The sequence below is a fragment of the Naasia lichenicola genome, from assembly GCF_004801885.1.
In the GTDB taxonomy this organism is placed as follows: domain Bacteria; phylum Actinomycetota; class Actinomycetes; order Actinomycetales; family Microbacteriaceae; genus Naasia; species Naasia lichenicola.
Map to the genome: position 1 here is coordinate 76,780 of NZ_SSSM01000001.1, position 14,253 is coordinate 91,032.

At 69.2% G+C, this 14,253-nt stretch carries 13 protein-coding genes; 7 read left to right on the plus strand and 6 right to left on the minus strand.

The window, feature by feature from the left end; translation table 11 throughout:
* The first annotated feature begins 130 nt into the window (after nucleotides 1-130).
* From E6C64_RS00380 to E6C64_RS00400, 5 genes are all read left to right on the plus strand, one after another.
* Nucleotides 131-613, plus strand: a complete 483-nt coding sequence (locus E6C64_RS00380; RefSeq protein ID WP_136425653.1) for a glutathione peroxidase — start codon at nucleotides 131-133, stop codon at nucleotides 611-613.
* A 50-nt stretch (nucleotides 614-663) separates the two neighbouring features.
* Nucleotides 664-2,403, plus strand: coding sequence for a bifunctional 3'-5' exonuclease/DNA polymerase (locus tag E6C64_RS00385; RefSeq protein ID WP_136425654.1), 1,740 nt, complete (start codon nucleotides 664-666; stop codon nucleotides 2,401-2,403).
* Between the two features lie 174 nt (nucleotides 2,404-2,577).
* Nucleotides 2,578-3,513, plus strand: coding sequence for a quinone oxidoreductase family protein (locus E6C64_RS00390; protein ID WP_136425655.1), 936 nt, complete (start codon nucleotides 2,578-2,580; stop codon nucleotides 3,511-3,513).
* Nucleotides 3,514-3,654: 141 nt separating this feature from the next.
* Nucleotides 3,655-5,625, plus strand: a complete 1,971-nt coding sequence (locus E6C64_RS00395) for a S9 family peptidase (RefSeq protein WP_136425656.1) — start codon at nucleotides 3,655-3,657, stop codon at nucleotides 5,623-5,625.
* 11 nt (nucleotides 5,626-5,636) lie between these two features.
* Nucleotides 5,637-6,488, plus strand: a complete 852-nt coding sequence (locus E6C64_RS00400) for a DUF1684 domain-containing protein (protein WP_136425657.1) — start codon at nucleotides 5,637-5,639, stop codon at nucleotides 6,486-6,488.
* Between the two features lie 395 nt (nucleotides 6,489-6,883).
* On the opposite strand, the gene E6C64_RS00405 is transcribed toward E6C64_RS00400, so the two are convergent.
* Entirely contained in the window at nucleotides 6,884-7,399 is a 516-nt protein-coding gene (locus tag E6C64_RS00405) for a PadR family transcriptional regulator (RefSeq protein WP_233255441.1), read from the minus strand.
* Between the two features lie 238 nt (nucleotides 7,400-7,637).
* On the opposite strand from E6C64_RS00405, the gene E6C64_RS00410 reads away from it, so the two are divergent.
* Together E6C64_RS00410 and E6C64_RS00415 are read left to right on the plus strand one after the other, a co-directional pair.
* On the plus strand, nucleotides 7,638-8,141 hold the full coding sequence (locus tag E6C64_RS00410) for a DUF3145 domain-containing protein (protein ID WP_199240919.1): 504 nt from the start codon (nucleotides 7,638-7,640) through the stop codon (nucleotides 8,139-8,141).
* A 334-nt stretch (nucleotides 8,142-8,475) separates the two neighbouring features.
* Nucleotides 8,476-9,456, plus strand: a complete 981-nt coding sequence (locus E6C64_RS00415) for a carbohydrate kinase family protein (protein WP_233255382.1) — start codon at nucleotides 8,476-8,478, stop codon at nucleotides 9,454-9,456.
* A 120-nt stretch (nucleotides 9,457-9,576) separates the two neighbouring features.
* Here E6C64_RS00415 and fabF read toward each other — a convergent pair whose 3' ends face one another.
* From fabF to E6C64_RS00440, 5 genes are all read right to left on the minus strand, one after another.
* Complete coding sequence (gene fabF, locus E6C64_RS00420; protein ID WP_136425659.1) at nucleotides 9,577-10,812, minus strand: beta-ketoacyl-ACP synthase II; 1,236 nt, start codon at nucleotides 10,810-10,812, stop codon at nucleotides 9,577-9,579.
* A gap of 86 nt (nucleotides 10,813-10,898) precedes the next feature.
* Entirely contained in the window at nucleotides 10,899-11,147 is a 249-nt protein-coding gene (locus E6C64_RS00425; protein ID WP_136425660.1) for an acyl carrier protein, read from the minus strand.
* 92 nt (nucleotides 11,148-11,239) lie between these two features.
* Nucleotides 11,240-12,244 (minus strand): beta-ketoacyl-ACP synthase III, encoded by a 1,005-nt coding sequence (locus E6C64_RS00430; protein WP_136425661.1) that lies wholly within the window; start codon nucleotides 12,242-12,244, stop codon nucleotides 11,240-11,242.
* Nucleotides 12,244-13,164: an ACP S-malonyltransferase gene (locus E6C64_RS00435; protein ID WP_136425662.1), complete on the minus strand. Its 921-nt coding sequence runs from the start codon at nucleotides 13,162-13,164 to the stop codon at nucleotides 12,244-12,246. The genes E6C64_RS00430 and E6C64_RS00435 overlap by 1 nt, the downstream gene beginning before the upstream one ends.
* Before the next feature lie 288 nt (nucleotides 13,165-13,452).
* Nucleotides 13,453-14,253: an ABC transporter permease gene (locus E6C64_RS00440; RefSeq protein WP_136425663.1), complete on the minus strand. Its 801-nt coding sequence runs from the start codon at nucleotides 14,251-14,253 to the stop codon at nucleotides 13,453-13,455.

Below are 14,253 nucleotides of genomic sequence, written 5' to 3' on the forward strand. Positions count from 1 at the left end.
CCGATGAGGATGCCCCCGGCAGGTGAACGGACGGTGTCCAGGCGCGACCGAGTGTCATGCGAGACCGAGCGGGCGCTGAGAGATCCTCGAGCCGGGCATTTCTGCATCCACTGCATGGTTCGATCAGTTCATGGACATCACAGAGATCCCCGTCACCACCATCAAGGGTGAGGTGACGTCGCTGTCGAAGTTCGACTCGCCCGTCAAGCTCATCGTCAACGTCGCATCCCGCTGCGGCCTCGCCCCGCAGTACGAGAAGCTCGAGGCCCTGCAGAAGCAGTACGGCGATCGAGGCTTCACCGTGCTCGGCTTCCCGAGCAACCAGTTCCTGCAGGAGCTCGGCTCCGAGGACAAGATCGAGGAGTACTGCTCCACCACGTGGGGCGTCACCTTCCCGATGTTCGAGCGGATCAAGGTCAATGGCCGCAACGAGCACCCCCTCTACTCCGAGCTGAAGAAGACGGCCGACGCCGACGGCAAGGCCGGCAAGGTCAGCTGGAACTTCGAGAAGTTCCTGATCACCGCCGACGGCACCGTGCACCGCTTCCGTCCGCGCACCGAGCCCGACGCCCCCCAGATCGTCGAGCTGATCGAGGCATCGCTGCCCGCCTGAGCAGTCGGCGGAGTACTCCTGACGTCGGTGGGGCACGGGAGACTTCTCAGGTGTTCATCGTTCTCGCCCGCGTGCCCCACGGCACCCGTGCGGTCGCGCTCGCCGACGATGGATCGGCGCTCGATCGCGAGCACTCGCCGGCGGACGAGCTCGTGCTCGACGATGCTGAGCTCATCGCGTTCGTGCGCGAGCGCGAACGGGCGGACGCTCCACGCTGGGTCTGGGCCGACACGTCGGTCAGCTATGCGCAGCTGCTCGCGGCGGGTGTGCGCATCGCCCGTTGCCACGACCTCCGCCTGAGCCGCGCCATCCTCCGCTCGTCGACCCTGAGCGCGTCAAGCGGGGTGGCGGGTCTGCCGCGGGATGAGCTGGATGAGGCATCGCCGGCGGCCGAGTCGACGGTCAGCGCGCTGTTCGAGATCGCCGAGGCGCTCCCCGCTGTCGCGGATCCCGTGGACGAGCTGCGGCGCCAACTGGCGGCGGTCAGCGAGAGCGCGGAGCCGGGACGGCTTCGACTGCTGCTCGCGGCGGAGTCTGCGGGTGCCCTTGCCGCCGCCGAGATGCGCAACGCAGGAATGCCGTGGAGCATCGAACGGCACGACGCCCTGCTGACCGAGCTGCTCGGACCGAGGGTGCCGTACGGGGTCCGGCCGCAGAAGCTCGAGGTGCTCGCCGCGGTCATCCGTGACGGACTGCTCGCGCCGACGCTCAACCCCGATTCGCCCGTCGACGTCCTCAGGGCCCTGCGGGCTGCGGGGCTGCGCGTCGACAGCACGAGGTCGTGGGAGCTCAAGCGCATCGAGCATCCGGCGATCCCGCCGCTGCTCGAGTACAAGCAGCTCGCCCGCCTGCTCACTGCCAACGGCTGGACCTGGCTCGATGCCTGGGTCACCCCCGAGGGTCGATTCCATCCCGACTACGTTCCCGGCGGAGTCGTCAGCGGGCGGTGGGCCACCCGTGGCGGGGGAGCGCTGCAGCTTCCCAAGCAGCTGCGCAGCACCGTCGTCGCGGATCCCGGCTGGACGCTGGTCGTCGCGGATGCCGCACAGCTCGAGCCCCGGGTGCTCGCCGCGATGGCCGGAGACCTGGCGATGGCCGAGGCTGGTCGAGAAGCGGACCTTTACGCGGGCATCGTCGCCTCGGGTGCCGTGCCGGATCGGAAGTCCGCCAAATACGGGATGCTCGGCGCCATCTACGGCGCCACCCGGGGAGCCGGTGGCGCCATGATGCCGCGGCTGAAGAAGGCGTATCCGCGGGCGATCTCGCTCGTCGAGGATGCCGCGCGAGCGGGGGAGCGCGGGGAACAGGTCACCACCCGCCTCGGGCGGAGCTCGCCCCGCGGAGGCGGCATCGACGGCTCTGCCATGGAGAACGTGTCGGAGGCGCGGGCGACGGCGTCGGATTCCGACCTCGCCGCCGCGGACCGGCGGGCCGGATCGGCTGCCCGGGATCGTGGACGCTTCACCCGCAACTTCGTGGTGCAGGGCACGGCGGCGGAGTGGGCGCTGTGCTGGCTCGCCGAGCTGCGCAATCGGCTCGTCGCGCTGCCCGTTCCCGGGGCGGGCCGCCACCCGCCGCGAGACGACGTTTGGGATCCGTCCCGTCGTCCGCACCTCGTGCTGTTCCTGCACGACGAAGTGGTCGTGCACACGCCGATCGCGCTCGCCGAGCAGGTCCGGCAGGCGGTGCTGGAGTCGGCCGCCGCTGCGGGGAGGATCATGTTCGGGACCTTCCCGATCGACTTCCCGCTCGACGTCGCGGTGGTCGACGACTACGGCATGGCGGAGTAGCCGGCACCAGCGGGCTTCGACACGGGCGCTCCGCGCCCGGCTCAGCCACCGGGGAGGAGTGGTCTGGTCCATCCCGGTGGCTGAGCCGCGCCGCAGGCGCGTGTCGAAGCCCGGTCGCCCGGGCGAGGATGATCGGCCGGGCATAGATCCGGGCCCCGGTAGGTTGGCGGGATCATGGCCCATGCAGTCGTCGCCACCGAATACGGTGCCCCGTCCACCCTGTCCATCGTCGAGGTCGAGGTTCCCGCACCAGAAGCGGGCAAGGTGACCGTCGCCGTGAAAGCCGCCGGGCTCAACCCCTACGACTGGAAGGTCTTCACCGGGCTCTACGGCACCGATCCCGCCAAGCTGCCCCTCCGCGTCGGAAACGAGGCGGCCGGCGTCGTCACCGCGATCTCGGACGGAGCGTCGACCGAGTTCGGCCCCGTCTCGGTCGGTGACGAAGTGGTCATCAGCAACGCGGGAGGACTCCTCGCCACCGAGGTGAACGTCCGGACCCGATCTCTCACGCCCAAGCCGGCAGGCGTGACGTTCGAGCAGGCCGCCGGTCTGCTCCTCGCAGGCACAACCGCATGGGATCTCGTCGAGCACGCGAATCCGAAGCCGGGCGACACCGTCGTCGTGCATGGGGCTTCCGGAGGAGTCGGTTTCATCGCTGCGCAGCTCGCCGTCGCCAAGGGCGCACGCGTGCTCGGCACCGCGTCGGCTCGGCACTCCGACGCTCTCACTGCGATCGGCGTCGAGCCCGTCCTGTACGGCGACGGGCTCCAGGAACGCCTCTCCGCGCTCGCGCCGTCCGGCATCGCGTCAGCGATGGATGCGGTCGGCACCCAGGAGGCGCTCGACGCGTCCATCGCCCTCGTGGAGAAGGCCCGTATCTTCACCGTCGCCGCCGAGCCGGATCAGGCGGCGGAGCTCGGGATCACCCGACTCCCGGCGGCAGACAGCAACGCGATCCGCAGCGCCTCCGGCAAGCCTCTGCTCGACCTCGTCGCCGCCGGGAAGCTCCGGGTCGTCATCTCGGATATCTTCCCGCTGAGCGAGGTGTCCGCGGCGTACGACCTGGTCAAGAGCGGTCACGCGGGCGGCAAGGTCATCGTCACCCTCTGAGCGGATCTGCGCCGGAGGGCCTCGATACGGCCGTGAGCGGCCTAATCGACCAACGGGTCTCGTTGGTCGAGTAGGGCGCCCCGCGCCCGTATCGAGGCCCTCGGTACCTGCCCGGTCGGAGGCACCTCCTACGCTGAATCCATGACGATCGCTCCGTACGGATCATGGGTCTCACCCATCAGCGCCGCCGACGTGGCTCAGGGCTCGCACCCCGTGCAGTCCGGCCGGTATGTGGGCGACGACATCTGGTGGTCCGAGCTGCGCGGCTCCGAGGGCGGCCGCTACGGAGTCTTCCGGGCCAACCCGGACGGCGGCGAGCCGATCGCCGTGCTCCCGGCGCCATGGAATGCACGCAGCCGAGTGCACGAGTACGGGGGAGGCGCCTGGACCGCGACGGACGACGGGGCGCTCGTCTTCGTGCAGTTCGGCGACCAGCGGGTCCACCTGCTCCGCGCCGGCGCCGAGCCCACACCGCTGACCCCTGGCGGTGAGCACTTCAGCTTCGGCGAGCTCTCCGTCCGAGGAGATGAGGTCATCGCCATCCGCGAGCTCGAAGACGGCAAGCGGGTCGCTCGAGACATCGTCGCCATCCCGCTCGACGGCACGGCCGCCGATGATCCGGCCCGCATCCGAACCCTCGCCTCGGGCAGCGACTTCGTCGTCGCCCCGCGATTCTCACCCGACGGCACCCACCTCGCCTGGATCGCCTGGGACCACCCGCAGATGCCGTGGGACGGCACCGAGCTCCGCGTCGCCCCCATCGCGGCCGACGGCACAATCGGAGAACCGCGCACTCTGCTGGGTGGCCCAGACGAATCCGTGCTGCAGCCCGAATGGCGCGACGACGCGACCCTGACTGCGATCACCGACGCCAGCGGCTTCTGGAACCTCGCCACGGTCAGCCTCGACGGGACCAGCTCGCCGCTGCTCACGCAGGAGCGCGACACCGGAGGCCCGCTCTGGAACGTCGGCACGACCTGGTACGCGCCGCTCGAATCCGGGACCGGCAGCGGTCGCGTGCTCCTCCAGTCCACCTTCGGCAGCGACCGGCTCGAGCTCCTCGATCTCGGCACAGGGGTAGCCGTCGAGCTGGACGTGCCGTTCACCAGCATCCTGCTCGCCGACCGCCGCGGCTCGAGACTGCTCTTCGACGGGGGAGCGGCCGGGATCGCGGGTGGCATGCGCGAGCTCGACCTCGACACCGGAGCTCTCCGCGATATCCGGCTCGACGTCGACGCGCTGCCCGACGAGGCGTACCTGCCACTGGCCGAGGAGCGCACGTTCGCGGGCGCACGTGAGGTGCACGCCATCGTCTATCCGCCGCGCAACCCCGACTACACCGCGCCCGACGGCGAGCTGCCGCCGTACATCGCCTTCGTGCACGGCGGTCCGACCGCACACACCCAGGCCTCGCTCAACCTGGTCTTCGCGTACTACACGAGCCGCGGGATCGGCGTGGTCGACGTCAACTACGGCGGCTCCACCGGATACGGCCGGGAGTACCGCAACCGCCTGCGGGGTCAGTGGGGAATCGTCGACGTCGAAGATGTGATCACCGTCGTCCAGGGGCTGGCCGCCGAAGGCTCCGCCGACCCGAAGCGGCTCGGCATCGAGGGTGGATCGGCAGGCGGCTGGACGGTGCTCGCCGCCCTCACCGGCAGCGACGTGTTCTCAGCGGGGGTGTCCCTCTACGGCGTCGCCGACCTGACGGCGCTCGCCGAGTTCACCCACGATTTCGAGTCCCGCTACACCGACGGCCTCGTGGGTCCGCTGCCCGAGGCGCAGGCCATCTACGACGAGCGCTCTCCGCTCAACCACATCGACCGACTCAGCACACCGGTCCTGCTCCTCCAGGGCCTCGACGATCCTGTGGTGCCGCCCGCGCAATCCGAGAGGTTCCGCGACGGATTGCTGGCCAAGGGAATCCCGCACGCCTACGTGGCGTTCGAAGGAGAGTCGCACGGCTTCCGCAAGACGGAGACGCGCATCCGTGCCCGGGAGGCATCCCTGTCCTTCTACGGTCAGGTGCTCGGCTTCGAGGTGCCGGGGGTTCCCGAGCTGGAGCTGTGGCGACCGGCCGTGTCGAACTCGACGACAGCCCCGCAGAACTGAAGGATGGACGAATGACCGACACGACCGCGACCACCAGTGCTGCTCCCGCCCAGCCGACCGCCGAGCAGATCGTCGAGCGCTTCCGCGCTCGCCGCGGCGAGGCCGTGGTGACCCCGAAGGGCTTCCTCGCCCTGGTGAACACCCAGTGGGTGGACTCCGAGCAGCCCATCTGGGGTGTCCCCGGCATCTGGGCACCGTTGCCCGAGGGTCAGTCGGGCCTCCAGCTGACGGCGACGGCATCGGATGGCATCACCGTCGACGGCCAGCTGGTCGATGGATCGGTCATCGTTCACGGACGCGACGCGGAGAAGCCCAGCGAGGTGTCCTTCGACGACCACACGGTCGGCACGGTCATCACCGGCGACGACGGCAACTACGGCCTGCGCGTCTGGGACTCCCAGTCCGAGGCGATCCAGAACTTCGGCGGCATCGACGCGTTCCCGTTCGACGAGAGCTGGATCGTCACCGGCAGGTTCACGCCCAACCCCGAAGGCACGACCCTCAGCTTCCAGCACCTGCAGGACGAGGGCAAGTCGCGCGACAAGGTGATCCCGGGCGAGATCACCTTCGAGCACGACGGCACCGAGTACACGATCGTCGCGTTCCAGGAGGGCCGCGCGCTGCAGCTCGTCTTCTCCGATGCGACCAGCGGCGACTCGACCTACAGCGTCGGCCGGTTCCTCTTCACCGTGCCGAACCCGGACGGCACGATCACGCTGAACTTCAACACCGCGGTGCTGCCGCCGTGCGCGTTCAGCTACAACTTCAACTGCCCCATGCCGCCCAAGCAGAACCGCTTCCCGTTCAAGGTCGAAGCGGGCGAGAAGAACGTCCTCGCGAAGGACGGCTCCCTGCTCCACTGAGCTCGAGGGCCTCGGTACGGGCGCGGGGCGCCCTACTCGACCAACGAGTGTCCGGCAGTCCGCTGGTCGTTCGGGATTGCGCAACCGGTCTCGAGACGGCGCTGGCGCGCCTCCTCGACCAACGAACATCTTCCGTTGGTCGAGGAGCGACGAAGGAGCTGGGCCCACGGCGCACGCTTGCGCCGGGGACTCGAGACCGGCTGAGCCCGCGCAACCGGTCTCGAGACGGCGCTGGCGCGCCTCCTCGACCAACGAACATCTTCCGTTGGTCGAGGAGCGACGAAGGAGCGTCTCGAGACCGGCTGAGTTTGGGCAACCGGTCTCGAGACGGCGCTGGGGCGCCTCCTCGACTAACGAGTCTTCCGGCGCCCCGCGCCCGTATCGAGGCCGTGCGCTCAGGCGGAGGCGGGGCGGCGACCGCGTCGTGGGCGGTCTTCCCGGAGGCCGTGCGCCAGATCGCCCGATGCGGCGGCCGGCCGGATCCCATCCAGCCAGCGCAGCGCCGCCCCGGCCAGCTCAGTCGCGGCTGCATCCGCGAATCGCGCGGATCCGCTCGCCTGAACGCCTCCGGCCGCCGACATCGTCCAGAGCTCGGCGTACCGGTCAATGAGGCCGACGCCGGCTCCGTCGATCGAGCTGGCGATGAGCACCCGGTCGAGCATCTCGATCCAATCCGCCTCGAGCTCGTCGAATCCGGCCATCCAGCCCTCTGCCTCCACGAGTCCGGCCGCCGTGAGCGCATAGAGGGGGAGGCCGTCGTCGGTCTCTCCGGCTCGCTCGACGTGTCCGCTGGTGAGCAGCCGATCCAGCGTCGCGTAGATCTGGCCGACGTTGATCGCCCGCCGGTGCGCGGCCCGATCCAGCAGCTCGCCATGCAGCTGCTGGCCGTATGCGGGGCCCAGAGTGAGCACAGCCAAGAGCCCTCCTCGCACCGACATCTGGGCCCTCCCGCTCCGCCTTCGACATGCTATTCGGCGACACGCCGGTCGAGACCTGATCGGTGCACTACAGCCTTGTCATTCCGGCGTGTCGTCCGGCATACTCTTTCGAGTCAGCCATGCTGATGCTTGAGAACTTCATTTATGCACCTCGAAGTTGCTCGTTCAAAAGGTCGTTGGGGAAGACGCACCTATCGAACGGAGAATCATCGTGTCTGCATCGCTTGCCCGGGGTGTGCTGTACGTTCACTCCTCCCCACGCGCCCTCAGCCCCCACGTCGAGTGGGCGGCCGGACGCGCATTGGGTCGCGCCGTCAACTTCGACTGGATCGACCAGCCCACCCTGCCCGGTGCTCAGCGCGCCGACTTCTACTGGGAGGGCCCCGCCGGCACCGGCGCTGCCATCGCCTCCGCTCTGCGCGGATGGGAGCAGCTGCGCTACGAGGTGACCGAGGATGCCGGCAACGGCACCGACGGCGCCCGTTGGATGCACACTCCCGCGCTCGGCATCTTCTACGCGCAGACCGACACCGCGGGCAACGTCGTCGTTCCCGAAGACCGCATCCGCTACGCCATGGAGGTCGCCGGCGCCAGCGTGCTCGACCTGCACCGCGAGCTCCGCACCGCCCTCGGCCAGGACTGGGATGACGAGCTCGACGTGTTCCGTCACGCCGGCGAGAACAGCCCCGTCGTCTGGCTGCACCGGGCCGGCTGACCCGTTCGCGGCGGTGCCGGCAAGGTCATCGAGGAAGTCTTGCCGACACGCCGCGACACGACCCGCCAGAGTCGGTGGGTGCAGATAACTTAAAGGTGTTCGCCTCGCGCTCCAACCCGTTCGGGCTACTTGGGTAGTAGCCCTCGAACTTAGCGATTGCGACAGAAGAGCCCCTGGCCGGATGGGTACCGCGCCGGGGGCTCTTCATCCTTTAACGGCTCCATCCCCGGTCTCCATGCGTGCACGCAAGCGGACTTGAGGCCGTCTGCGTCGTTTCGAACCCGGATCCGGTCCCATCTCCGCTTGGACGTACGGCCGCGTCCGCTCTGGCACGATGGGAAGCGACAGAGAGGTCGCCACGATGGTGAGCAATCCCGACAGCACGACCGAGGCGACGGAATCGGCCCTGCAGGTCGCCGTCATCGGCGAAGCACTCGTCGACATCGTGGAGTCCGCGAACGGCCGCGTCGAGTACGCGGGCGGATCGCCCATGAACGTCGCCTTCGGCCTCGGTCGGCTCGGTGACCGCGTCTCGCTGCTCACCTCGCTGGGCGGCGATGAGCGAGGACGCACCATCGCGGCTCACGTGGCCGATGCCGGCGTGCAGCTCGTGGTCGGATCGCAGTCCGCCCCGCGGACCTCCACGGCCACAGCCACCCTCGATCAGACGGGCGCGGCGACCTACGACTTCCAGATCGACTGGAGCCTCCCGGAAGACGCGCGCCTTCCTGACGCCGACGTCATCCACACCGGATCGATCGCCGCCTTCCTTCCGCCCGGTGCCGATGTGGTGGTTCGCCTGCTCGGCGAGCACCGTTCCGGCTCCATCATCACCTTCGACCCCAACGTCCGCGCGTCCCTTCTGCCGGACCACGCGCAGGCGTTCGCGCAGTTCGAGCAGATCGCCCGCCTCAGCCATGTGCTCAAGATGAGCGATGAGGATGCGGCCTGGCTCTACCCGGGAGCATCGCTGGACGAGGTGCTCGACCACATCCTCGATCTCGGGCCGGCGGTCGCTGCGATCACTCGCGGGGGAGAGGGAGCGCTCCTGGCGACCGCTGTGCACCGCTACACGGCACCCGGCGTGGCGGTGGAGGTCGCGGACACCATCGGTGCCGGCGACTCCTTCATGTCCGCGCTCATCCACTCGGTCATCGAGCTGCTCGAGAAGGGACTGACCGCGGCGGAGCTCGCGTCGGGAGACGCGCTGCCCGACGTCGAACTCGAGCGGATCGGGGACTTCTGCGTGCAGTGCGCCGCGATCACCGTCTCCCGCAAGGGCGCCAACCCACCGTGGGCGAGCGAGGTTCAATAAGCCCCTTGTCGGTCGCCTAGGACCGCCAGGGCCGTGTCCAGGCCGGTTCGACGGGACTTCGGGCTCTGCGAGGGCCTCGATACGGGCGCGGGGCGCCCTACTCGACCAACGGTCCGATACTCAGTAGGACTTGAAGGCGACGACGGCGTTGTGGCCGCCGAAGCCGAAGCTGTTGCTCAGGGCGATCACGTCGCCCTCGATCTTGCGCGGCTCACGGACGACGTCGAGATCGATGTCCGGGTCCTGCTCAGAGAGGTTGATCGTGGGCGGCAGCACCTTCTCGTGCAGCGCCAGCACGGTGAAGATCGCCTCGATGCCGCCGGCGGCACCCAGCAGGTGACCGGTGGACGCCTTGGTCGCCGACACCGCGATGTTCGCCAGGTGGTCGCCGAACACCCGCTTGAGCGCGTTGTACTCGGCGATGTCGCCGACCGGCGTGCTCGTGGCGTGGGCGTTCACATGGGTGATATCCGTGCGCGAGTAGCCGTAGTGCTCGATCGCGCGGATCATGGCGCGAGCGGCGGCGGAGCCCTCGGGGTCGGGAGCGGTGATGTGGTACGCGTCGCTGGTGACGGCGCCGCCGACCACCTCGGCGTAGATCTTCGCACCACGGGCGAGCGCGTGCTCCTCGGTCTCGAGCACCACTGCTGCGCCACCCTCGCCGAGGACGAATCCGTCCCGCGTGAGGTCGTACGGGCGGGAGGCGGTCGCCGGGTCGTCGTTGCGCTTGGACAGCGCCTGCATGGCGGCGAACGAGGCGAGCGGCAGCGGATGGATGGCCGCCTCGCTGCCGCCGGCGATGATCACGTCGGCGAGGTCCTGCTGCAGGTGGTCGTACGCGTTGGCGATCGACTCCGTGCTGGACGCGCAGGCGGACACCACGGTGCGCGCGCCGCCGCGGGCGCCGAGCGCCATCTCGATGGCTGCGGCCGGAGCGTTCGGCATCAGCATGGGCACGGTCATCGGCAGCACGCGTCGCGGTCCGCGCTCGCGCAGGGTGTCCCATGCGTCGAGCAGCGTCCAGACGCCGCCGATCCCCGTGGCCCAGTCGACGCCGAAGCGCTCCGGCACGAAGTCCTCGCCCAGACCTGCGTCCTCCCACGCCTCACGAGCCGCAATCAGCGCGAACTGGCTGCCCGGGTCGAGGCGCTTGGCCTCGATGCGAGCGAGCTGTTCGACGGCCGGCACCTTCGCCTGCGCGGCGAAGGTGATCGGCAGCTCGAGTGCGGCGACCCAATCGGCTTCGATCGGCCGGGCTCCGGATTCCCCGGCAAGCAGGGCGTTCCATGAGTCGCGGGCGTTGCCGCCCAAGGGACTGGTGGCTCCGATCCCGGTGACGACGATCTTCTTGGGCATGATGTGGTGCTCCTGCTGGTCTGGTGCGCGATCCTGGTGATGCAGCCGTGGTGCGCGGTCTTCTCAGACCGGCTCGTGCGGCTGGGTCAGCCCGCAGCCTTGACGATGAATCCGACGGCGTCGCCGACGGTCTTCAGGTTCTTGACCTCTTCGTCGGGGATCTTGACGTCGAACTTCTCCTCGGCGTTGACGACGATCGTCATCATCGAGATCGAGTCGATGTCGAGGTCATCGGTGAACGACTTGTCGAGCTCGACGGTGTCGGTCGCGATACCGGTCTCATCGCTGATGAGCTCGGCGAGGCCGGCGAGTACTTCTTCAGTGGACAGGGCCATGGGTTTCTCCTTGAGTTGCGGTGTGAGGCGGGTCAAAGCCTAGCGAAGCGGTCTCGCACGGCCCGGGACATAAGGGGGCGGGAACGGCCGCTCTAGGGGAGGACGACGACCTGCGCGCCGTAGACGAGACCTGCGCCGAATCCGATCTGCAGGGCGAGACCGCCGGACAGCTCGGGGTGCTCCTGGAGCAGTCGGTGGGTGGCGAGCGGTATGGATGCGGCCGACGTGTTGCCTGTCGTGGCGATGTCCCGTCCGATCTCGACGGTGTCCGGCAGCTTCAGCTGCTTGGCCAGCTCGTCGACGATCCGCATGTTGGCCTGGTGGGGGATGAAGGCGGCCAGCTGATCCGGAGTGACGCCGGCCTTTTCGAGTGCGAGCTTGGCGACCTTGGCCATCTCCCAGACCGCCCAGCGGAAGACCGTCTGGCCCTCCTGGCGCAGGGTGGGCCATGCGGAGGTGCCGTCGCGGTACTCGGTGAGCGTTCCGTTCATCCCGACCGCGTCGGCCTTGGAGCCGTCCGACCCCCAGACCGTGGCGGAGATGCCGGGGAAGTCGCTCGGGCCGACGACCGCGGCGCCGGCTCCATCGCCGAGCAGGAACGAGATGCTGCGGTCGCCCGGATCGACGACGTCGGAGAGCTTCTCGGCGCCGACCACGAGCGCGTAGTGACCGACCCCCGCCCGGATCAGGGCATCCGCTTGGGCGATGGCATAGGTGTAGCCGGCGCACGCTGCGTTGAGGTCGTACGCCGCGGCAGGGTTGGCGCCCACCCGGTCTGCGAGCACCGCGGCGAGCGACGGCGTCTGCTGGATGTTGCTGATCGTCGCGACGAGCACGAGGTCGATCAGCTCGGGGGCGATTCCCGACGCGGCGATGGCCTCCTGAGAGGCCTCGGTCGCGAGATCGAGCGCCTTGATGTCGGCGGAGGCGCGCGTGCGGGTGATGATGCCGGTGCGCTGACGGATCCACTCGTCGGACGAGTTGATCGGGCCGATCAGGTCGTCGTTCGGGACGATGAGATCGCCGCGCGCGGCTCCCATGGCGAGGATGCGGGTGTACTCGACGCCCTTGGACTGGATGAGGGCCGGAGCGGCCATCAGGCTGCCGCGCCTTCGAGCATGGCGCGAGCCGCGTCGAGGTCGGCGGGTGTCTTGATGCCCACGGTCGGCACTCCCTTGAGGCCGCGCTTCGCGAGACCGACGAGGGCCCCGGCCGGGGCCAGTTCGATGATGCCGGTGACGCCGGCCGCGCTGAAGGACTCCATCGTCGAATCCCACCGTACCGGCGAGGAGACCTGACCGACGAGGAGGTCGAGGTACGCCCGGCCCGAGGTGACCTGCGTTCCGTCGGAATTGGTCCAGATGGTGAGGGTCGGGTCGGCGGGTGCGAGCGTCGAGGCGACTTCGCGGACCTTCTCGACCGCGGACTGCATGTAGCTGGTGTGGAATGCGCCAGCGACCTGCAGGGGGATCACGCGGGTACCAGCAGGCGGCTCGGCCGCCAGCGTCGCGAGCGCATCCTTGGCGCCGGCGACGACGAGCTGGCCGCCGCCGTTGTAGTTGGCGGGAAATAGACCCAGCTCGGCAAGGCGCGCCTCAGTGATGGCGATGTCGCCGCCGATGACCGCGCTCATCCCGGTGTCGACGAGCGCGGCTGCCTCGGCCATCGCGCGCCCGCGAGCCGCGACGAGTGTCATCGCGTCCGTAGGAGTGAGGATCCCCGCTCCTGACGCCGCCGTGATCTCTCCGACCGAGTGGCCCGCGATCCCGGCGGGGGTGGTGCTGGCGCCATCCAGGAGAGCCGACAGCGTGAGGATGCCCGCCGCGACGATCAGCGGCTGCGCGATAGCGGTGTCGCGGATCGTGTCGGCGTCCGACACTGTGCCGTGCTCGATCAGATCGAGATCGGCGGCGGTCGAGAGGGTCTGGAGGAGTTCACGGGAGGCGGGCTGCTCGAGCCAGGGGCTGAGGAAACCCGGGGTCTGGGAACCCTGACCCGGGGCGACGACGACGATCACCTGTTCATCCTGCCAACCCGCGACCCCGACTCAGCGTCATGGCACACCAAAGATCCGCGAATCCGTTGTGGGGCGTCCACTAATCCTGCGCGTACGCGTGGCCTGGATCCTCCTTCGTTGGTCGAGGAGCGCCGTCTGCGGCGCGTCTCGAGACCGGCCGCCGCGGGAGGATCGCGGTGCGGTGCTTCGCAGCCGGTCTCGAGATGGGCGCGGGGCGCCCTCCTCGACCAACGAGGTGGCCGTCTCGGTGGGCGAGTAGGCCGTTCACGGCCGTATCGAGGCCCTCGGTCAGCGGCGGCCGGCCTTGCGGCGGAATAGCAGAGCACCCCAGATCGACGCGGCGACGATGATGCCGACGCTCCAGGCCACGGCGGTCGGCCAACGCGTCGAGGCGTCCCCGCCGAGAAGCAGCGCCCGGATCGTCTCGACCAGAGGCGTGACCGGTTGGTGGGCCGCGAACCACTGCAGCCAGGCGGGCATCGTCTCGACGGGCACGAAGGCGCTCGAGAGATAGGGCAGGAAGAGCAGGATGAATCCGTATCCGCTGGCCGCCTCGGCGTTGGAGGCCGCCAGTCCGACGGCGGCGAACAGGCTCGTGATGGCGAGGATGTACAGGGCGACGAGCGCGATCGCGGCGATCCAATCCACGACTCCGCCGTTCGGTCGGAAGCCGACCAGCAGGGCGACGCCGATGACGACCCCGGTCGCGATCAGATTCCGGACCAGGCTCGCGACGATGTGTCCGGTGAGCACAGCCGATGCGCGGATGGGCATGGTCCGGAAACGATCGATGATGCCGGTGGTCATGTCCTGGCTGACGCTGACCGCTGTCGCCGCGGCGCCGAATCCGGCGCAGAGCAGGATGATCCCCGGGACGACGTAGTCCACGTAGTCGCCGGATCCGTCGATGGCTCCACCGAAGACGAACGTGAACAGCAGCATGAGCATGACCGGCAGCATGATCGCCATCACGGCCGATTCGGTGTTGCGCAGAGAGTGCAGCAGCGCGCGACGGATGAACACCCCCTCCTCGGTGAACGGAGCGAGGGGGCGCGGCACGAAGGCGGTGCTGCTGGCGAGGGTGGTCAT